The 19,153-nt window shown below is 68.0% G+C and carries 19 protein-coding genes; 8 read left to right on the top strand and 11 right to left on the bottom strand.

The annotated features are described in order from the left end of the window. Position 1 precedes the first annotated feature (1 nt). The 3 genes from GH660_RS05955 to GH660_RS05945 all read left to right on the top strand — a co-directional run bounded on the left by GH660_RS05955 (position 2) and on the right by GH660_RS05945 (position 3,645). Positions 2-1,426, top strand: a complete 1,425-nt coding sequence (locus GH660_RS05955) for an efflux transporter outer membrane subunit (RefSeq protein ID WP_153145740.1) — start codon at positions 2-4, stop codon at positions 1,424-1,426. Positions 1,427-1,458: 32 nt separating this feature from the next. After that, the gene (locus GH660_RS05950) at positions 1,459-2,088 is read left to right on the top strand and encodes a TetR family transcriptional regulator (protein ID WP_153145739.1); all 630 of its coding nucleotides are present in this window, start codon (positions 1,459-1,461) and stop codon (positions 2,086-2,088) included. A gap of 132 nt (positions 2,089-2,220) precedes the next feature. Beyond that, entirely contained in the window at positions 2,221-3,645 is a 1,425-nt protein-coding gene (locus tag GH660_RS05945; protein ID WP_153146188.1) for a DEAD/DEAH box helicase, read from the top strand. Positions 3,646-3,651: 6 nt separating this feature from the next. Here the strand turns inward: GH660_RS05945 and GH660_RS05940 are convergent, their stop codons facing one another. From GH660_RS05940 to hyi, 6 genes are all read right to left on the bottom strand, one after another. Beyond that, positions 3,652-4,446, bottom strand: a complete 795-nt coding sequence (locus tag GH660_RS05940) for a PP2C family serine/threonine-protein phosphatase (protein WP_153145738.1) — start codon at positions 4,444-4,446, stop codon at positions 3,652-3,654. Between the two features lie 90 nt (positions 4,447-4,536). Continuing rightward, the gene (glcF, locus tag GH660_RS05935; protein ID WP_153145737.1) at positions 4,537-5,775 is read right to left on the bottom strand and encodes a glycolate oxidase subunit GlcF; all 1,239 of its coding nucleotides are present in this window, start codon (positions 5,773-5,775) and stop codon (positions 4,537-4,539) included. Next, positions 5,775-6,857 (bottom strand): glycolate oxidase subunit GlcE, encoded by a 1,083-nt coding sequence (gene glcE / locus GH660_RS05930; protein ID WP_153145736.1) that lies wholly within the window; start codon positions 6,855-6,857, stop codon positions 5,775-5,777. The genes glcF and glcE overlap by 1 nt, the downstream gene beginning before the upstream one ends. Then, positions 6,857-8,338, bottom strand: a complete 1,482-nt coding sequence (locus GH660_RS05925) for an FAD-linked oxidase C-terminal domain-containing protein (protein ID WP_153145735.1) — start codon at positions 8,336-8,338, stop codon at positions 6,857-6,859. Before GH660_RS05925 ends, glcE begins: the two co-directional genes overlap by 1 nt. Before the next feature lie 8 nt (positions 8,339-8,346). Continuing rightward, the gene (locus GH660_RS05920) at positions 8,347-9,609 is read right to left on the bottom strand and encodes a glycerate kinase (RefSeq protein WP_153145734.1); all 1,263 of its coding nucleotides are present in this window, start codon (positions 9,607-9,609) and stop codon (positions 8,347-8,349) included. Beyond that, entirely contained in the window at positions 9,606-10,379 is a 774-nt protein-coding gene (hyi, locus tag GH660_RS05915; protein WP_153145733.1) for a hydroxypyruvate isomerase, read from the bottom strand. The genes GH660_RS05920 and hyi overlap by 4 nt, the downstream gene beginning before the upstream one ends. 64 nt (positions 10,380-10,443) lie before the next feature. On the opposite strand from hyi, the gene GH660_RS05910 reads away from it, so the two are divergent. The 4 genes from GH660_RS05910 to GH660_RS05895 all read left to right on the top strand — a co-directional run bounded on the left by GH660_RS05910 (position 10,444) and on the right by GH660_RS05895 (position 13,029). Then, positions 10,444-11,034 (top strand): cob(I)yrinic acid a,c-diamide adenosyltransferase, encoded by a 591-nt coding sequence (locus GH660_RS05910; protein WP_153145732.1) that lies wholly within the window; start codon positions 10,444-10,446, stop codon positions 11,032-11,034. Continuing rightward, positions 11,031-11,315 carry a DUF1330 domain-containing protein gene (locus tag GH660_RS05905; RefSeq protein ID WP_153146187.1) on the top strand — a complete coding sequence of 95 codons (285 nt, stop codon included), beginning with the start codon at positions 11,031-11,033 and terminating at the stop codon, positions 11,313-11,315. The genes GH660_RS05910 and GH660_RS05905 overlap by 4 nt, the downstream gene beginning before the upstream one ends. 82 nt (positions 11,316-11,397) lie before the next feature. Next, positions 11,398-12,219: a crotonase/enoyl-CoA hydratase family protein gene (locus GH660_RS05900; RefSeq protein ID WP_153145731.1), complete on the top strand. Its 822-nt coding sequence runs from the start codon at positions 11,398-11,400 to the stop codon at positions 12,217-12,219. A gap of 237 nt (positions 12,220-12,456) precedes the next feature. Further along, entirely contained in the window at positions 12,457-13,029 is a 573-nt protein-coding gene (locus GH660_RS05895) for a hypothetical protein (RefSeq protein ID WP_228276376.1), read from the top strand. An 85-nt stretch (positions 13,030-13,114) separates the two neighbouring features. Here GH660_RS05895 and aroG read toward each other — a convergent pair whose 3' ends face one another. Continuing rightward, complete coding sequence (aroG, locus tag GH660_RS05890) at positions 13,115-14,194, bottom strand: 3-deoxy-7-phosphoheptulonate synthase AroG (protein WP_153145729.1); 1,080 nt, start codon at positions 14,192-14,194, stop codon at positions 13,115-13,117. Between the two features lie 51 nt (positions 14,195-14,245). Here aroG and GH660_RS05885 point away from each other — a divergent pair, with 51 nt between their 5' ends. Next, positions 14,246-15,352, top strand: coding sequence for a PA0069 family radical SAM protein (locus tag GH660_RS05885; RefSeq protein ID WP_228276375.1), 1,107 nt, complete (start codon positions 14,246-14,248; stop codon positions 15,350-15,352). Here GH660_RS05885 and GH660_RS05880 read toward each other — a convergent pair whose 3' ends face one another. The 4 genes from GH660_RS05880 to GH660_RS05865 all read right to left on the bottom strand — a co-directional run bounded on the left by GH660_RS05880 (position 15,353) and on the right by GH660_RS05865 (position 19,137). Next, on the bottom strand, positions 15,353-16,132 hold the full coding sequence (locus GH660_RS05880) for a type IV pili methyl-accepting chemotaxis transducer N-terminal domain-containing protein (RefSeq protein WP_153145727.1): 780 nt from the start codon (positions 16,130-16,132) through the stop codon (positions 15,353-15,355). It abuts the gene before it with no gap. Between the two features lie 109 nt (positions 16,133-16,241). Further along, positions 16,242-16,865, bottom strand: coding sequence for a cytochrome c (locus GH660_RS05875; protein ID WP_228276374.1), 624 nt, complete (start codon positions 16,863-16,865; stop codon positions 16,242-16,244). Positions 16,866-16,892: 27 nt separating this feature from the next. Further along, a complete protein-coding gene (gene tldD / locus GH660_RS05870) occupies positions 16,893-18,338 on the bottom strand; it encodes a metalloprotease TldD (RefSeq protein ID WP_153145726.1) in 1,446 nt (481 codons plus the stop codon). A gap of 10 nt (positions 18,339-18,348) precedes the next feature. After that, the gene (locus GH660_RS05865; protein WP_153146185.1) at positions 18,349-19,137 is read right to left on the bottom strand and encodes a carbon-nitrogen hydrolase family protein; all 789 of its coding nucleotides are present in this window, start codon (positions 19,135-19,137) and stop codon (positions 18,349-18,351) included. Between the last annotated feature and the right edge of the window lie 16 nt (positions 19,138-19,153).

The raw sequence follows: 19,153 nt of genomic DNA, 5'->3' as shown, positions 1-19,153 counted from the left end.
CATGTCCGCGCGTAACAAGCTCCCCGTGAAAATCGGCCTTTTTTCGGCGTTGACCGCAACCGTCCTCCTCGCCGGCTGCGCCGTCGGCCCCGACTACGCCCGGCCGTCCTCGACCCTGCCCGAGGACTATAGCCAGGCCGCCCCCGAGGCGCGCGCCGCGGCGCCGGTCAATCCCGAATGGTGGCAGCTGTTCGGCGATGCCGATCTGAACGCCCTCGTCGACCAGGCGCTGGCCGCCAACCAGGACCTGCAGGCCGCCATCGCCCGCCTCGAAGCGGCCGAAGCCGGCGCCCGCGAGGCAGGCGCCGCCTACTACCCGGCGCTCGACCTCGGCGCCGCCGGCAGCCGCAACCGGATCAGCGGCGAAACCTACAGCGGCCAGAAATCCGGCGCCGCCATCTACGACAACCGCCGCGCCGCGCTGGCGCTCAGCTACGAGCTCGACGTCTGGGGCCGCATCCGGCGCCAGAACGAGGCGGCCGGGGCCGAGGCGCTGGCCAGCCGCTTCGCGCGCGACAGCGTGCGCCTGACGCTGATCGGCCAGGTCACCAACGAATACCTGGCGCTGCGCAGCCACGACGCCGAAATCGCCGTCAGTCAGGAGACCGTGGCCTCGCGCGAGCAGACCCTGCGCATCGTCCGGGCGCGCCTCGACGCCGGCTCCTCGTCGGCGCTCGAGCTGGCCCAGGCCGAGAATTCGCTCGCCACGGCGCAGTCGCAGCTGAGCCAGCTCAAGCGCCTGCGCAGCCTCTCGGAAAACCAGCTCGCCCTGCTCACCGGTCAGCCCGGGCTGCGCATCGCCGCCGGCGACTTCGCCCGCCTGCCGTTGCCGCCGACGCCCCCGGCCGGCCTCCCGTCCACCCTGCTCGAAGCGCGTCCCGACGTCCGCCAGGCCGAGGAAAAGCTGGTTGCCGCCAACGCCCGCATCGGCGTCGCCAAGGCCGCCTACTTCCCGACCATCAGCCTGACCGGCCTCTACGGCGGCGAGAGCCTCACCCTCTCCAACCTGACCGGCGGCAGCGCCACCATCTGGTCGGCGGCTCTCGGCCTCGCCATGCCCATTTTCGACGGCGGCCGCATCGGCGCCCGCGTCGACCAGGCGACGGCGACCCAGAAGGAAACCCTGGCCCTGTACCGTAAGACGATGCAGACCGCCTTCAAGGAAGTGAATGACGCGCTGGCCAGCCTGCGCGAGATGGCCGCCGAGGAAACCGCCAACATCGCCCAACTGGAAGCCGCCCGGCGCGCGTTGAAGTTATCGCAGGCGCGCTACGAAGCCGGCTATTCGGGTTTTCTCGAAGTGCTCGATGCACAACGCACGACAAACGTTGCACAATTGACTTATTTGAACAGCCGCAAGAACCGGCTCGGCGCCGCGGTCGACCTGTTCAAGGCACTTGGCGGCGGCTGGCGCGAAGACGCCTGAGCGGCGCCGGCAGGCAGCAGGGAGAGAGACAAATGGTCAGAAGAACCAAGGAAGATGCGCAGGAAACGCGCAACCGCATTCTCGACACGGCCGTCGAGGTGTTCAACCGCCAGGGCGTCGCGCAGACGTCGCTGAACGACGTCGCCAGGGAAGCCGGCGTCACGCGCGGGGCGATCTACTGGCATTTCGCCAACAAGGTCGCCATGTTCGACGCGATGATCGAACGCCTGGTCTGCCCGTTGATGTTCAACGCCGCCGATCGCGACGCACGACTGGCCGCCGACCCGCTCGGCTTCATCCGCGCCGCCACCGACGAATTCATCGGCATGATGCTGAACGACGCCAGCTTTCGCCGCGTCTTCGAGATTTTCTGGCACAAGTGCGAATACGTCGGCGAAATGGCCAACCTGCGCGACTCGCACCTCGAAGAGGGCGAAAACCACATCGACATCTTGCAGCGCGCCTTCGCCCTCGCCCAGGAAAAGGGGCTGATGAACCGCCTGCTGACGCCGCATCAGGCGACCATCGGGCTGATCGGCCAGGTCGACGGCCTGCTCTTCAACTGGACCAAGAATCCCGACATGTTCCCACTGGCGAGTTACGCCCCGTGCATTCTCGACGCCTGGTTCCGCGGGCTTACCGCTCCCGTCGACGCCGCTTAGCGGCATCCCGCCCGGGCGCCGGGCAAATCGGCGGATCGGGGCGCGACAGGCGTATAATGCTGCCCCATGTCTGAAATCAATACGTTAGCTGGCGACGCTGCCAGCACACCGGCTGCCGAAGCCGCCCCCGAAATCACCTTCGCCGACCTCGGCCTGGCGCCCGAACTGCTGCGCGCCGTCACCGACGAGGGCTATACCAAGCCGACGCCGATCCAGGCCAAGGCCATTCCGCTGGTCATCAGCGGCAAGGACATCATGGGCGGGGCACAAACCGGCACCGGCAAGACCGCTGCCTTCACGCTGCCCATCCTGCAGCGCATCCTGCCCTTCGCCAGCAGCAGCCCGTCGCCGGCCAAGCACCCGGTACGCGCGCTGATCCTCGCCCCGACCCGCGAACTGGCCCTGCAGGTCTACGAGTCGGTCAAGGCCTACAGCAAGCACACGCCGATCCGCGCCATGTGCGCCTTCGGCGGCGTCGACATCAAGCCGCAGATCGCCGAACTGAAGAAGGGCGTCGAGATACTCGTCGCCACGCCGGGGCGGCTCCTCGACCACGTCGAGAACAAGAGCGTCAGCTTCAACTCGGTGCAGGCGCTGGTTCTCGACGAAGCCGACCGCATGCTCGACATGGGCTTCATCCCCGACGTCACGCGCATCCTCAAGATGCTGCCGGCCCAGCGCCAGAGCCTGCTCTTCTCGGCGACCTTCTCGGAGGAGATCAAGAAGCTGGCCGACTCCATGCTGCAGTCACCGGTGCTGGTCGAGGTCGCCCGCCGCAATCAGGTGTCCGAAACCATCACCCACCGCGTCCATCCGGTTTCCGAATACGGCAAGCGCGGACTGCTGACCAAATTGCTCAAGTCCGGCGACATCCGCCAGTGCATCGTCTTCATGCGCACCAAGCAGGGCTGCTCGCGCCTGACGCGCGAACTGCAGCGCGCCGGCATCAAGGCCGACGCCATCCACGGCGACAAGAGCCAGCTCGACCGCATCAAGGCGCTCGAAGCCTTCAAGGGCGGCGAAACGCACGCCCTGATCGCCACCGACGTCGCTGCGCGCGGCCTCGACGTCGACGACCTGCCCTACGTCATCAACTACGAATTGCCGCACACGCCGGAAGACTACGTGCACCGCATCGGCCGCACCGGCCGGGCCGGCAAGATGGGCAACGCCATTTCACTGGTCAGCGCGCACGAGGTCGGTTACCTGGTCGATATCGAGAAGCTGATCAAGCGCCCGATCGAGCAGATCGAGGTCGCCGGCTTCGAGCCGGAACCGGAATACGAATACCCCCCGGGCAACCGGAAAAGACGCGGCGCGCCGCCGCCCCCGAAGGCGCCGCTGGCCAGCCGGCCGGAGCGCTCCGAGCGTGGCGAACGCCGGGCCCCGCGGCGCAATCCGATGATCGCCGCCGACGGCTTCGATTTCAGCAAGCCCTACGAAGACAACGGGCCGCGCGGCGAGGTGCCGGATTCGCCCAAGGCACCGGCCAAGCCGGACCCGCACAAGCCGAAACGCGTCGTCGCGGCGCTGCTCGGCGGCCTCGGCCGACGCTGAACGCTGCTACTGGCGCGTCGCCGCCGCGGCCTGCGCGGCAACGCCGGTGGCGAGCGGGATTTCCTTGACCTTGATGATGACCAGCGACACGTTGTCGCCGACGCCGCCGGCGCGAACGCGCGCCTGGTCGATCAGGATTTCCGAGGCGCGGCGCGCCGAATTCCCGGCGATCACCTGCGCCATCTCGGCTTCCTCGAAATAGGGCCAGAGGCCGTCGGAACACAGCATGAAGGCGTCGCCGTCGGTCAGGTCGTCGGCCTCGCCGAAGGCGAGCTTCGGCTCTTCCTTGCCGCCCAGCGAGGTGATCAGCACATTGCGGTTGGGGTGGGTCAGGGCCTGCTCGGGCGTGATGCGCCCGATCGAAACCAGGTGCTCGACATAGGAATGATCGACGCTGCGGAACAGCATTTCCGGGCCGCGGAAGCGATAGACCCGGCTGTCGCCGCAATGCCCCCAGGTCACCTTGCCCGGCTGCAGCAGGAGCATGACGACCGTGCTGTGCGGGTCCTTCTCGTTGATGAAACGCGAGGCGCGGATCATCGAATGCGCTTCGAGCATGCTGTTTTCGAGCAGGATGCGCGACGATTCCAGGGACGGCGCGAAGTGTTCCAGGCTGGTCTTGGCGGTGTGGATCACCTGCTCGGCGGCCAGCGCGCCGCCGGCATGGCCGCCCATGCCGTCGGCCACCACGGCCAGCGCGACGCCGCGCTGCCGCGAATGCGGCAGGATGGCCACGCGATCCTGCTGTTCCTTGCGATCCCCCTGGTGCTGTGCGGCGCACGCATCGACTGTTATTGGCATTGCTTTTCCCTTTCGGCGGGGAGATTAGCACGAAAGGCATATCCGCTGCAGCGGCAATGGCCGCGCCTGCTCGCCTCCGTCATACCGCCGTCAGGCCAGCGCCTCGTCGATCAGTTCGATCCAGTGCCGCACCGGCAGCACGCTGCCGGCCTGCAGGTGGGTCAGGCAGCCGATGTTGGCGGTGGCGATGACGAGCGGCGAATTCGCCGTCAACGCGGCCAGCTTGTTGTTGCGCAGACGCAACGACAGCTCGGGCTGGAGCACGGAATAGGTGCCGGCCGAACCGCAGCACAGGTGACCGTCGGCGACCGGAACCAGCGCGTAGCCGGCGGCCGCCAGCAGCCCCTCGACGACGCCGCGGATCTGCAGGCCGTGCTGCAGGGTGCAGGGCGCGTGGAAGGCCAGCTTGCCGCGCGTCCCGGGCGCGGCTGCGAGCTTCGCCTGCAGGCGTTCCCGCTCGGCGGCGACGATTTCCGCCGGGTCGCGGCACAGGGCGCTGATTTTGGCCGCCTTTTCGGCGTAGACCGCGTCATCGGCCAACGCATGGCCGTAATCCTTCACCTGCACACCGCAGCCCGAGGCCGTGACGACGATGGCCTCGACGCCGGCCGCGACATGTGGCCACCAGGCGTCGATGTTGCGCCGCATGTCGTCGCGGGCGGCTTCCTGGTCGTTGAGATGAAAGCGCACGGCGCCGCAGCAGGCGGCCTTGCCCTCCTCGAACAGTTCGATACCCAGCCGGTCGAGCACGCGGGCCGTCGCCGCGTTGATGTTGGGCGCCAGTGTCGGCTGCACGCAGCCGGCCAGCGCCAGCATGCGCCGCGCATGGCCGGCCGCGGCCGGCCACGGGCGGGCGGCGCCCGACACCTCGGGCGGCAGCTTGTCGGCCAGCCCCGACGGCAGCAGCGGGCGCAGCATCTGGCCGAGCCTGACCGCCGGACCGAACAGCCCCGGGCGCGTCACGGTTTCGCGCAAAGCCCAGCGCGTCAGCGCGTCGCCGCCCTGGCGCGGCAGTTTTTCCTCGACGACCTGGCGGCCGATGTCGAGCAGGTGGCTGTACTTGACCCCGGACGGGCAGGTCGTTTCGCACGAGCGGCAGGTCAGGCAGCGGTCGAGGTGCAGGCGCGTCTTCTCGGTGACCGGCTTGCCCTCCAGCACCTGCTTGATCAGATAGATGCGGCCGCGCGGTCCGTCGAGCTCGTCGCCGAGCAGCTGGTAGGTCGGGCAGGTGGCGGTGCAGAAACCACAGTGCACGCAGGTGCGCAGGATCGCCTCGGCTTCCTTGCCGGCCGGGGTGTCGCGGATGAAATCGGCGAGTTTCGTGTCCATCAGAATTCGGCGTAGAGGCGACCGGGGTTGAGGATGCCGCGCGGGTCGAAGGTCTTCTTGAGCCGCCGGTGAAGCGCCAGCATGGCCGGCGCCAGCGGGGCGAAGGCGCCCTCGCGGCAGCGCAGCGACTCCGGCGCGCGGTAGAGCACGGCATGGCCGCCGAGGCGCGCCGCCGCGCCGCGCACCGCCGCCAGTTCGCCGGCGTACCAGCGCTGGGCGCCGCCCCATTCGATGGCGCGCAGGCCGTCGAGCCCGGCATCTGGCGCGGTTGACGGCAAGGCCAGGCGCCACAGCGGCTGGCCGGCGAACGCCGGATGCGTCTGTTCGCGCACGGAAATCCAGTGTTTTTCGGCGTCGACCGCAACCGCCCCGCCCAGCTTGCCGCGCGCCGCCTCGACCGCCGCGTGCGCCCCGGAAAGGCGCAGCCAGAGCTGCCCGTCGTGCCAGAACGAGGCCGACACCGGCAGCGGCTGGCCGCCCCACTGGTTGAGCCGGGCGACGGCCGCCGCGGCATCCAACTCGAAGACCAGCGTCGTCTCGGCGAGCGGGCGGGGCAGCACCTTGAGCGTCACCTCGGCCAGCACACCGAGCGTACCGAGGCTGCCGGCGAGCAGGCGCGAGACGTCGTAGCCGGCGACGTTCTTCATGACCTGGCCGCCGAAATCGAGCACCTGCCCGGTGCCGTCGACCAGCTTCACGCCGAGCACGAAGTCGCGCACCGACCCCGCCTGCTGCCGGCGCGGGCCGGCGAGCCCGGCGGCGACGCAGCCGCCGACCGTCGCGCCAGAGGAACCGGCAGTCGCGCTGCCGAAATGCGGCGGTTCGAAGGCCAGCATCTGCCCCTTTTCGGCCAGCGCCGCGTCGATCTCGGCGAGCGGCGTGCCGCAACGCGCGGTGATGTAGAGCTCGGTCGGCTCGTAGGCGACGATGCCGCGATAGCCGCCGACGTCGAGGACGTCGCCGGCCAGCATGCCGCCGTAAAAATCCTTGCTGCCGGCGCCGCGAATGCGCAGCGGCGCACGTTCGTCGTGCGCGACACCGATGGTGGCAACGATGTCGTCGAGCGTACGCGACGGCGTCATCAGAAGCGCTCCAGTTCGGGGAACTTCACGTCGCCATGATGCACGTGCATGCGCCCGTATTCGGCGCAGCGGTGCAGGCTGGGCACCGCCTTGCCGGGGTTGAGCAGGCCCGTCTCGTCGAAGGCCGCCTTGATGCGATGGAAAGCCTCCAGTTCCGGCGTCGCGTACTGCACACACATCTGGTTGATCTTCTCGACACCGACGCCGTGCTCGCCGGTGATCGAGCCGCCGAGCGCCACCGAGAGTTCGAGGATTTCGGCGCCGAAGGCCTCGGCGCGCTCCCATTCGCCGGGCTGGGCGGCGTCGTACATGATCAGCGGATGCAGGTTGCCGTCGCCGGCGTGGAAGACGTTGGCGCAGCGCAGGCCGTATTTCTTCTCCATGCCGGCGATGGCCGAGAGCATTTCGGCCAGGCGCTTCCTCGGAATCGTGCCGTCCATGCAGTAGTAATCCGGCGTGATGCGGCCGACCGCCGGGAAGGCCGCCTTGCGCCCTGCCCAGAAGCGCAGGCGCTCGGCTTCGGACTGCGAGACGCGGATGTCGCGCGCGCCGGCCGCCGTCAGCACCTCGGTGACGCGGGCGATTTCCTCGGCGACCTCTTCCGGCGTGCCGTCGGCTTCGCAGAGCAGGATGGCCGCCGCCTCGAGGTCGTAGCCGGCCTTGACGTAAGGCTCGACGGCAGCGGTTGCCGGTTTGTCCATCATCTCCAGCCCGGCCGGGATGATGCCGGCGGCGATGATCGCGGCGACCGCATCGCCGGCCTTGGCGACATCGTCGAAGGACGCCATCACCACCTGCGCCAGCTCCGGCTTGGGCACCAGTTTGACGGTGACTTCGGTGACGACGCCGAGCATGCCCTCGGAGCCGATGACCAAAGCCAGCAGGTCGTAACCCGGCGCGTCGGGCGCCTCCGAGCCGACCTCGAACACTTCGCCCTCGATGCTGACGACGCGGATGCGCAGCACGTTATGGACGGTCAGGCCATATTTCAGGCAATGCACGCCGCCCGAGTTCTCGGCGACGTTGCCGCCCAGCGTGCAGGCGATCTGCGACGAAGGGTCGGGCGCGTAGTAGAGGCCGTAGGGGGCAGCAGCCTCCGACACCGCCAGGTTGCGCACGCCGGGCTGAACGATGGCGGTACGGCTGTCGCGGTCGACCTTCAGAATGCGGTTGAAACGCGCCAGCGACAAAACCACGCCCTGCGCGTGCGGCATCGCGCCCCCCGACAGCCCGGTGCCGGCGCCGCGCGCGACGACCGGCACGCCTAGCTGGTGGCAGGTGCGCAGCACGTCGATCACCTGCCCCTCGTTTTCCGGCAGGCAGACGGCCAGCGGTAGCGCGCGGTAGGCGGTGAGGCCGTCGCACTCGTAGGGGCGCAGATCCTCGTCGTCGACCAGCAGGCAGTGCGCCGGCAGGATCGTCGCGAGGCGCGCGGCGAGCGCCGTGCGGTCGGTCTGGAAGGCGGAGTCGGTGGTCGGCATGGTGATCGCTATTCTAGTCCGATCATGATGGCGCGGAAGTCATTGACGTTGGTCCGCGTCGGGCCGGTGACCAGCAGGTCGCCGAGCGCCGAGAAATAACCCCAGGCGTCGTTGGCGGCAAGCGCCTGGCGGATGTCGAGGCCACTGGCGCGCGCCCGACGCAGGGTGTCCGGGGCGACGAAGGCGCCGGCGTTGTCCTCGGAACCGTCGATGCCGTCGGTGTCCGCCGCCAGTGCGTGGATGCCCCGCGCGCCGTCGAGCGCCAGCGCTAGACCGAGCAGGAATTCGGTATTGCGCCCGCCGCGCCCCTCGCCTTTCAACGTCACCGTCGTTTCACCGCCCGACAGCAGCACGCAGGGTTTTTCGGCCGGAAATCCGTGTCGACCGCAACTGACCGCCATGCCGGCCAGCGCCTTGCCGACCTCGCGCGCCTCGCCTTCGATGGCATCGCCGAGGATGAGCGGCGTGATGCCGAGCCGACGCGCTTCGGCCGCCGCCGCTTCGAGCATCTGGCGCGGGCTGGCGACCAGGCGGAATTCGCTTTGCGCCAGGCGCGGGTCGCCCGGCTTGGGCGTTTCCAGTTCGCCGGAAGCCAGCCGCGCACGCAGCGCTTCGGGAATGTCGATGCCGTGGAAATCAAGCACCTTCAGGGCGTCGACTGCCGTCGTCGGGTCGGCCACGGTCGGGCCGGAGGCGATCACCGCCGGGTCGTCGCCCGGCACGTCGGAAATCGCCAGCGTCAGCACGCTGGCCGGCCAGGCCGCGGCGGCCAGCCGGCCGCCCTTGATCGCCGACAGGTGCTTGCGCACGCAGTTGATCTCGCCGATGCCGGCGCCCGACTTGAGCAGCGCCGAGGTGAGCGCCCGCTTCTCGGCCAGCGTGACGCCTTCAGCCGGTGCCGCCAGCAGCGCCGAGCCGCCGCCGGAAATCAGCGCCAGCACACGGTCGCTTGCGGTCAACCCGGAAATCTTGCCAAGAATGCGCGCCGCCGCCGCTTCGCCCGCCGCATCCGGCACCGGGTGCGCGGCCTCGACGATCTCGATGCGTTCGCACGGCACACCGTGGCCGTAGCGCGTCACCACCAGCCCGTCGAACGACCCCGACCAATGCTCCTCGACCGCCCGCGCCATCGCCGCCGAGGCCTTGCCGGCGCCGATCACGATCAGATGACCGCCGTCGTCCGGCGGCAGGTGCGGCGGCACGCAGCGTGCCGGGTCGGCAGCGGCGATCGCGGCGTCGAACAGGCGGCGGAGAATCGCGCGCGGGCTCATTTCGACAGCCAGCCGAGGCCGGCCTCGGTCGTCGTCAGCGGCCGGTATTCGCAGCCGACCCAGCCGTCGTAACCCAGCCGGTCGAGCAGGTCGAACAGGAAGGGATAGTTGATTTCGCCGCTGCCCGGCTCGTGGCGACCCGGGTTGTCGGCGACCTGGATGTGGCCGATGCGCCCGAGGTTGGCACCCAGGGTGCGTGCCAGATCGCCGGCGATGATCTGCGCGTGGTAGATGTCGTACTGCAATTTCACATTGCTGCGGTCGACCGCCTCCAACAGGCGAAAACCCCTGGCCACATCGTCGAGCCAGTAGCCGGGCATGTCGATGCGGCTATTGATCGGCTCGATCGTCACCGTCGCGCCGATGGTGGCAAAGCGGTCGGCGGCGAAGCGCAGGTTGGCTATGTAAGTCGCCTCCAGTTCCGCCTCGTCGTGGCCGGCCGGCCGCAGTCCGGCCAGGCAATGCACGCGCTCGCAATCGAGTACCACGGCGTAGTCCAGCGCCCGCTCGATGCTTTCGGCAAACTCGCCCTGGCGGTGCGGCAGACAGGCCAGACCGCGCTCACCGGCCGCCCAGTCGCCGGCCGCGCAATTGAAGAGCACCTGTTCGAGGTCGTTGTCACGCAGCCATTCGGCCACGTCATGCGCCGGCCAGTCGTAGGGCGACATATACTCGACCCCCTTGAAGCCGGCCGCCGCCGCCCGCCGGAAGCGCTCGGGAAACGGCGCCTCGGTAAACAGAAAGCTGAGGTTGGCGGCGAACTTTGGCATGGCGACGACAGTCTCTTGTGCGGACTCGTCAGTATAATCCGCGCTCTTTCAGGAGATCAGCACCATGAGCGACCACGACCACAATCCCGACAGCGAGCGCAAGGGCAACCGCCTGTCGAAGATCGTCACCCGCACCGGCGACGCCGGCACCACCGGCCTCGGCGACGGCTCGCGGACGACCAAGGACAGCCTGCGCATCGACGCCATGGGCGAGGTCGACGAGCTGAATTCCAGCCTCGGCGTCCTGCTCTGCGAAGAACTGCCGGCGCACGTGCAAAGCGCGCTCCTCGACATCCAGAACGATCTCTTCGACCTCGGCGGCGAACTGTGCCTGCCGGGCATGGAGGTCATCAAGGACGTCCAGGTCGCCCGCCTCGAAGCGCTGGTCGAGGAATTCAACGCCGACCTGCCGATGCTGAAGGAATTCATCCTGCCCGGCGGCACCCGCCCCGCCGCCCTCGCCCACCTGAGCCGCACCATCTGCCGCCGCGCCGAACGCGCCGTCGTCCGCCTGGCGAGCGAGGAAACCGTCTCCAGCGCCGCCCGCCGCTACGTCAACCGGCTTTCCGACCTGCTCTTCGTCCTCGGCCGCGTGCTCAACCGCACCGGCGGCCGCGGCGACGTGCTGTGGCAGAAGGGCAAGACCGCGGCATGAGCGCCTGCGTCATCGGCCACATCACCGTCCGCGATGCCGACAAGTGGGCGCAATACCGCGCCCAGGTGCCGGCGACGCTCGCCCCGTGGGGCGCCGAACTGCTGTTTCGCGGACAGCGCGCCGCGGTCCTCAGCGGCGAACACGCGCACACCGATACCGTCGTCATCCGCTTTCCCGACCTCACCGCGGTCGACGCCTGGTACGCCTCGCCCGCCTACCAGGCGCTGATTCCCCTGCGCCGGCAGGCGGCCGACCTCGATCTCGTCGTCTTCGGCGAGTAAAACGGCGTTTGGGCGGCGCCCTCTACCCGCGCCGCCGCTACTGCGGGTAAGCTGTCCGGCACCTTTGCCCGGAGCCTGCGCGATGACCCTGCCGACCTGCACCACCCTCGCCCTCGAACTCGCCGACGGCATCGCCGAAATCCGCCTCGACCGGCCGGACAAGTCGAACGCCATGAACGACGCGATGTGGCAGGAAATCCGCCAGGCCTTCGAATGGGCCGACGCGACGCCGGAAGTCCGCGTCGTCATCCTGAGCGGCGCCGGCCGCAACTTCTGCGCCGGCATCGACCTCGCCATGCTCGGCAGCATTCAGCAACGCATCGCGCACCCCGACGGCGCGCGCAGCCGCGAAAAGCTGCGCCGGCTGATCCTCGACCTGCAGGACTGCCTCAGCAGCATCGAACGCTGCCGCAAGCCGGTGCTCGCCGCCATCCAGGGCGCCTGCGTCGGCGGCGCGCTCGACATGGTCACCTGCTGCGATCTGCGCTATGCCGCCCCCGATGCCGTCTTCTCGATCCGCGAAATCGACCTCGCCTTCGTCGCCGATGTCGGCACCCTGCAACGCCTGCCGCACCTGATCGGCGACGGCGCAGCGCGCGAACTCGCCTACACCGGACGCAACGTCGGCGCCGAGGAAGCGGCAACGCTGGGCCTGGTCAACCGCATTTTCGGCAATTTTGAAGCGTTGACCGCAGGCGTCCGCGAAATCGCCCACGCCATCGCCGCCAAATCCCCCCTCGCCACCCGCGGCCTCAAGGAAGTCATGAACTACAGCCGCGACCACTCGGTCGCCGACGGCCTCAACTTCGTCGCCACCTGGAACGCGGCGCTCCTGCTGTCGGGCGACCTGGCGGAATGTCTCGCGGCACAGCGGGAGAAACGAGCGCCACGGTTCGCGGACTAGGCGCGGGCTGGTTCGAAAACTACAACCGGCCAGCCCTCCGTGCCTTGCGAAAAGCGGCCGGCCTGCCTATATGTGATTCATACCGTTCACGCTCGCAAGGCGGGCCAGGGTCTGCATCAATCCGAAAGCCAACAGTTTGTTCTCTCCTGCCAGGTGTCGCCGCGCGATCTGTGGCTGGTATTTCGTCAAATACCAAAGGAGTGAATAACCATGTCAAAACGGATACCTACAATTGGTTTGACAGCGGCCTCGCTCATCGCCATCGGCATGCATGCAGCCAGTGCCGCCGACATGGCCATGCCGGCGACCGCTGCCAAAGGCGCGACGCCAACTGCTGCCGACATGAAGCTGATCAAGAGCGCGATGCGGGCAGCGCCGAAGAAGGTGGGCGCGACGGCGACGATCATCGCGATGGGGGCCGACGGCCAGATGCGCACCCTGCGCGCCGGCAGCAACGGCTATACCTGCATGCCCGACAACCCGGCGACGCCCGGCCCCGACCCGATGTGCATGGACAAGGCGGCGCTGGAGTGGGCGGAGGCATGGATCAGCCACAAGCCGCCAGCCAGCGGCAAGGTCGGCTTCATGTACATGCTCTCGGGCGGCACCGACGCCAGCAATACCGACCCCTATGCCGCGAAGCCGGAGGCCGGGAATCACTGGATCAAGACCGGGCCGCACGTCATGATCGTCGGCGCCGATGCCGGCTTCTACGACCAGTACCCCAAGAGCGCCGACCCGGACACCTCGGTGCCCTATGTCATGTGGGCGGGAACGCCTTACCAGCACCTGATGATTCCGATCAAGTGAGAGCCGGAACCCGCGAAAGCAGAAGGCCCGGCAGGAAAACCTGTCGGGCCTTTTGTCGCTTTGGGGTCGGCAAGCCGCCCCGCCGTTACTCCGCCGCTTCCGCCACCCGCCGCGCCCTGACGGCCGCTGCCAGCTTGTCCAGAACGGCCAGGCTGTCATCCCAGCCGATGCAGGCGTCGGTGATGCTCTGGCCGTAGGTCAGCGCCTTGTCGGGCGAGAGATCCTGGCGACCTTCGACGAGATGCGATTCGACCATGACGCCGACGATGCGCTCCTCGCCCGACGCCATCTGCGCGGCGACGCTGTCGCAGACTTCCATCTGCAGCTTGTACTGCTTGCGGCTGTTGCCGTGCGAGAAATCGACCATCAGGCGGGCGGCAAGGCCGGCCTTGGAGATTTCGTTACAGGCTGCATCGACGCTGGCGGCGTCGAAGTTCGGCTCCTTGCCGCCGCGCAGGATGACGTGGCAGTCCTCGTTGCCCATCGTCGAGACGATGGCGGTGTGGCCGGACTTGGTCACCGAGAGGAAGTGGTGCGGCGAATTGGCCGCGCGGATGGCGTCGACCGCAATGCGCATGTTGCCGTCGGTGCCGTTCTTGAAGCCGACCGGGCAGGACAGGCCGGAGGCCAGTTCGCGGTGCACCTGCGATTCGGTGGTGCGCGCGCCGATGGCGCCCCAGGCGATCAGGTCGGCCGTGTATTGCGGCGTGATGGTGTCGAGGAACTCGGTGGCGCAGGGCAGGTCAAGTTCGTTGATTTCGAGCAGGATGCGGCGCGCCAGGCGGATGCCTTCGTTGATGCGGAAGGTGTTGTCCAGGCGCGGGTCGTTGATCAGCCCCTTCCAGCCGACGGTGGTGCGCGGCTTCTCGAAATAGACGCGCATCAGGACGACGAGGTCCTCGGCGTGCCTTTCCGCTTCCTTTGCCAGCCGTTTGGCGTACTCCATGGCGGCATCGTAGTCGTGGATCGAGCAGGGGCCGATGACGACCAGCAGACGGTCGTCTGCGCCGTGCAGGATGCGGTGGATGGCCTGGCGGGCGGTGTAGGTCGTCTGCGCCGCGCGGTTCGACACCGGATATTCGCGAAAGACGTGCGCCGGCGGCACCAGCTCCTTGATTTCCCGGATGCGAAGATCGTCGGTATTCGGTTTGGTTTGCGGCGTCATCCCCTGCACCATTCAAAATTTGCTGAAAACCCGGCATTCTACCGGATGCGTATGGAAGATTTCGACCTGCAACCTTCTCCGGAGATTCCGCCGACGCCCATCAAGGGCCGTGGGGCGGGCGGCAACGTCGCCCATCGCTTCAGCAGCGAGACCCGCCAGGCCGAGGCCGACGGCTGGACGCCGGCACAGGCGTCGCTGCCGCAGACGCGCCTGCTGGTCGACAGCGCCAAATCCGTCATCACTCGCAACGATTCGCCGGACATCGGCTTCGACCAGTCGCTGAACCCCTACCGTGGCTGCGAGCATGGCTGCATCTATTGCTACGCGCGCCCGACGCACGCCTGGCTGGGCCTCTCGCCAGGCCTCGATTTCGAGACGCAGATCTTCCACAAGCCGGATGCGCCGCGCCTGCTGCGCGCCGAACTGAGCCGCCCGGACTACGTCTGCTCGACCATCGTGCTCGGCACCGCCACTGACGCCTACCAGCCCTTCGAACGCAAGGAACGGCTGACCCGCGCGCTGCTCGAGGTGATGCTGGAAACCCGCCACCCGGTGTCGGTGGTCACCAAGTCGTCGCTGATCGTTCGCGATCTCGATCTCTGGGCCGAACTGGCGCGGCAGAATCTGGCGCACGTCGGCATTTCGCTGACCACGCTCGACGGCCAGCTGGCCCGCGAACTGGAACCGCGCGCCTGCGCGCCGCACGCGCGGCTGGCGGCGATGCAGCAGTTGAGCGAGGCCGGCGTCCCGGTCTCGGTGTTCGCCTCGCCGCTGATTCCCGGCCTCAACGACCAGGAACTGGAAAAGCTGCTGGCCGCCGCCCGCGAGCACGGCGCGACGAGCGCCGCCTACACGCTGCTGCGCCTGCCGCACGAGGTGGCCGGTCTGTTCCGCCAATGGCTGGACTGGCACGCGCCCGAGAAATCCGCGCGCGTCATGTCGGTGCTCTACGATCTGCGCGGCGGCCGTGCCAACGACGCCCGCTTCGGCAGCCGGATGAAGGGGCTGGGGCATTTTGCCGACCTCCTCCGCCAACGCTTCGAGCTCGCCTGCCGGCGCCTCGGACTGGCCCGCGAGTTTCCGCCGCTCGACAAGACGCGCTTCACGCCGCCCCCGCCGGAGAGGCCGGCGGACGAGCGGCAGCTCAGCCTGTTCTGATTACTTCAGCTTCTCGTACAGGCCGACGACGGTTTCCATTTCTTCCAGGATGCGCTCGCTGGTCGTCGCCACTGCGGTTTGCGGCCGCTTGTCCGGCCCGGCTTTCTGGTTCAGCGCGTTCTCGAAGAACATCCACTGCTGCTTGACCAGCTCCAGGCTGTCCTTGATCTGCGGCGTATTGGATGGCGCCGCGGCGAGTTCCTGATGGGCGGCGGCGAATTCCTTGCGCGCCTTTTCCAGATCGCCGGCGCTCTTGTCGTCGCCGACACCCCAGGCGATCGCCTGGTAGAACTTGGCCATGCGCTGAGACAGCATGCGCTGGCGCCCGGAGACGTTGACCAGGCGGCCGGCGCTCGTCGTCGACTGCTTTTCGAGCAGGACCGTGCCCTGATGGGCCAGCCCGAGCACCTGATCGGAAATTTCCAGCACCTTGCGCCCGTTGTCCGGCGACGGCATAGCGCCGACCAGCAGATCCTTGTAGGCCAGCCAGGATTTTTCCAGCTTCAGGTAGTTGTCCTTGATCTCGGGCGTCGGCGCGAAATTCTTGAGCTCGACCAGCTGGCGGTCGAACAGCGCGACCGACGCGTCGAGAATCTTCTTGCTGCGGTCGACCTCGACCTGCTGGCCGATCTGGAAATAGGCCTTGGCCATGCGCTGCGACAGCATGCGCTGGCGACCCGCCTTGTTGATCGCCGAATTGAGATCGCTGATCTGCGCCAGCGCCTCGCCGCCAAAAACGCACAAGGCCAGTGCGAGCAGCAGTCCTGAAAGAGTCTTCATGAGTTCCCCAAAATGCAAATTGTCCCCGGAGCGGAAACTACCGGGGACAACGGACGGGAACCATGACATCGGTCAATTTTGCCGACCGATGGAAAGAACGCGGGTTACATCACGGCAGCTGGGTCAGATAGTTGGCGACCGCCTTGATGTCTTCGTTCTTCAGCGTCGCGGTGGCGATGGCCATCAGCTGGTTGTTGCGGATGCCGGTGCCGTCGCGATAGCGGGTGATCGACGTCTGCAGGTAGGGAATCTGCTGGCCGGCGAGGCGGGGAATCGTCGCATCGCCGCGCGCCGCCTCGCCATGGCAGCGCACGCACAGCTTGGTGAACAGCTCCTTGCCGCGCGCCACCTGGGCGGGATCGGCCTTGCCCGGAGCGACCGTCTGGCTGCCGAAATAGAGGGCGATCTGGACGCGCTCCTCGTCCTTCAGGACCTTGATCAGCCCCTGCATGAACTGGTCCTTGCGCTCGCCGCTGCCGAACTTGCGAATCTGCTCCACCAGGTAGGCCGGATTCTGCCCGCCCAGGTTGGGGACTTCCGGGATCTTGCTGATGCCGCTGTCACCATGGCAATTGAAGCAGAAGAAGGCGGCCTTCTGCCCGGCCTCGATGGCCTGCTTGAGCGCCGCCGGATCAGCCTGAACGGCCTTTACCTTGTCCTGCAGGGGCGTCTGCTGGGCAGCCGCCCCGCCACAAAACGCCATCACCGCTGCCGCCAGAAACCACGCTCGCATGAATGCCTCCCCCGAAATAACTAGGCATTATGCCGTACCGCCCACGGTCAGTCCATCAATGCGCAGCGTCGGTTGACCGACGCCCACCGGCACGCTCTGCCCGTCCTTGCCGCAGGTGCCGACGCCGGGGTCGAGCCGGAGGTCGTTGCCGATCATCGAGACGCGGGTCATGGCGTCGGGGCCGTTGCCGATCAGCGTCGCTCCCTTGATCGGCCGGGTGACCTTGCCATCCTCGATCATGTAGGCCTCGCTCATCGAGAAGACGAACTTGCCGCTGGTGATGTCGACCTGGCCGCCGCCGAAATTGGCGGCGTAGATGCCCTTCTTGACCGAGGCGATGATCTCCTGCGGATCGTGGTCGCCGGCCAGCATCATGGTGTTGGTCATGCGCGGCAGAGGCAGGTGGGCGAAGGATTCGCGCCGCCCGTTGCCGGTCGGCGCGACGCCCATCAGGCGGGCGTTCAGGCTGTCCTGCATGTAGCCGCGGAGGATGCCGTCCTCGATCAGCACGGTGCGCTGCGTCGGGTTGCCCTCGTCGTCGATGTTCAGCGAGCCGCGGCGGTCGGCGATGGTGCCGTCGTCGATGACGGTGACGCCCTTGGCGGCGACACGCTGGCCGATGCGGCCGCTGAAGGTCGAACTGCCCTTGCGGTTGAAGTCGCCCTCGAGGCCGTGGCCGACCGCTTCGTGTAGCAGGATGCCGGGCCAGCCGGAACCGAGGACGACGGTCATCTGGCCGGCCGGCGCCGGTTCGGCGTGCAGGTTGGTCACCGCCTGATGGACGGCTTCCTGCGCATAGCGCTGCAGCACCGCATCGTCGAAATAGGCGAAGTCGAAACGTCCGCCGCCGCCCGCCCCGCCCTGTTCGCGCCGGCCGTTCTCCTCGACGATGACCGACAGCGAACAGCGCACCAGCGGCCGGATGTCGGCAGCCAGCCGGCCGTCGGAACCGGCGACGAGGATCACTTCGTATTCACCGGCCAGCGAGGCCATGACCTGGATCACCCGCGGGTCGAGGGCGCGCGCCATGCCTTCCAGGCGTTCGAGCAGCTTCACCTTGGCCGCCGCCGGCAGCGAGGCGATGGGATCGTGCGGCACGTACAGCTGGCGGGCTGCCGCGCCGTGCTTCAGGTGCGGCAGCTTGCCGCTCTGCCCGGCGGCGGCGATGGCGCGCACGGCGGTCGCCGCGTCGCCCAGCGCCCGCGCACTGATATCGTCGGAATAGGCGAAGGCGGTCTTTTCGCCGGAGATGGCGCGCACGCCGACGCCCTGGTCGATGTTGAAGCTGCCCGACTTGACGATGCCCTCGTCGAGGCTCCACGCCTCGGCGCGCGAATACTGGAAGTAGAGGTCGGCGTAATCGACCTGGTGGGTCAGGATCTGGCCGAAGGTCCGCGTCAGGTCGCCTTCGCTCAGCGAGAAGGGCGTCAGCAGCAGGGATTCGGCTTGCGCCAGGGCGCTGTTCGGGTTCATTGAAGCTCCATCAAAGTTTGCGGTGCGCCAGGGCCGGGAGGCTGGCGCGGATTTCGGCGATGCGGGCATGGTCGAGGTCGGCGATGACGACGCCCGGCCCCTTCATCTTGCGGTCGAGAATCTCGCCCCACGGATCGACGATCATGCTGTTGCCGTGCGTCACGCGGCCGCTTTCGTGCCTTCCGCCCTGTCCGACCGCCAGCAGGTAGCATTGGTTCTCGATGGCGCGCGCACGCAGCAGGATTTCCCAGTGGGCACGGCCGGTGGTGTCGGTGAAGGCGGCCGGCATCAGGATCAGGTCGACCGGCGCCAGCGCCCGGTACAGTTCGGGAAAGCGCAGGTCGTAGCAGATCGACAAGGCGATGCGGCCGAACGGCGTGGCGACGGCGACCGGATCGTCGCCCGGCTCGATGAACGCCGCTTCGTCGTAGGACTCCTCGCCCTTGTTGAAGCCGAACAGGTGCACCTTGTCGTAGCGCGCGACGCATTCGCCGGCCGGGTTGTAAACCAGGCTGGAATTGCGCATCTTGTCGGCGACGGTTGCGGTCAACGGGATGGAACCGGCAAAAATCCAGATGCCGTGACGGATGGCGGTCGCCGCCAGCCAGTCCTGGATCGGACCGCGGCCGAAATCCTCGCGGGCGTTCACGCGGTCGGCATCGACGGCGCCGATGATCGGGAAATACTCGGGCAGCACCACCAGCTGCGCGCCCTGCGCCACAGCATCGTCGATCAGGCGGCCGGCCGCCGCCAGGTTGTCGGCGACGCGCGGTCCGGACACCATCTGGATGGCCGCCATGCGGCAATTCTGCTTG

It is taken from the genome of Dechloromonas sp. H13 (genome assembly GCF_009469615.1).
GTDB lineage: Bacteria > Pseudomonadota > Gammaproteobacteria > Burkholderiales > Rhodocyclaceae > Azonexus.
Note: the sequence above shows the minus strand (reverse complement) of the source record. Positions and strands in the feature narration are given on the sequence as shown.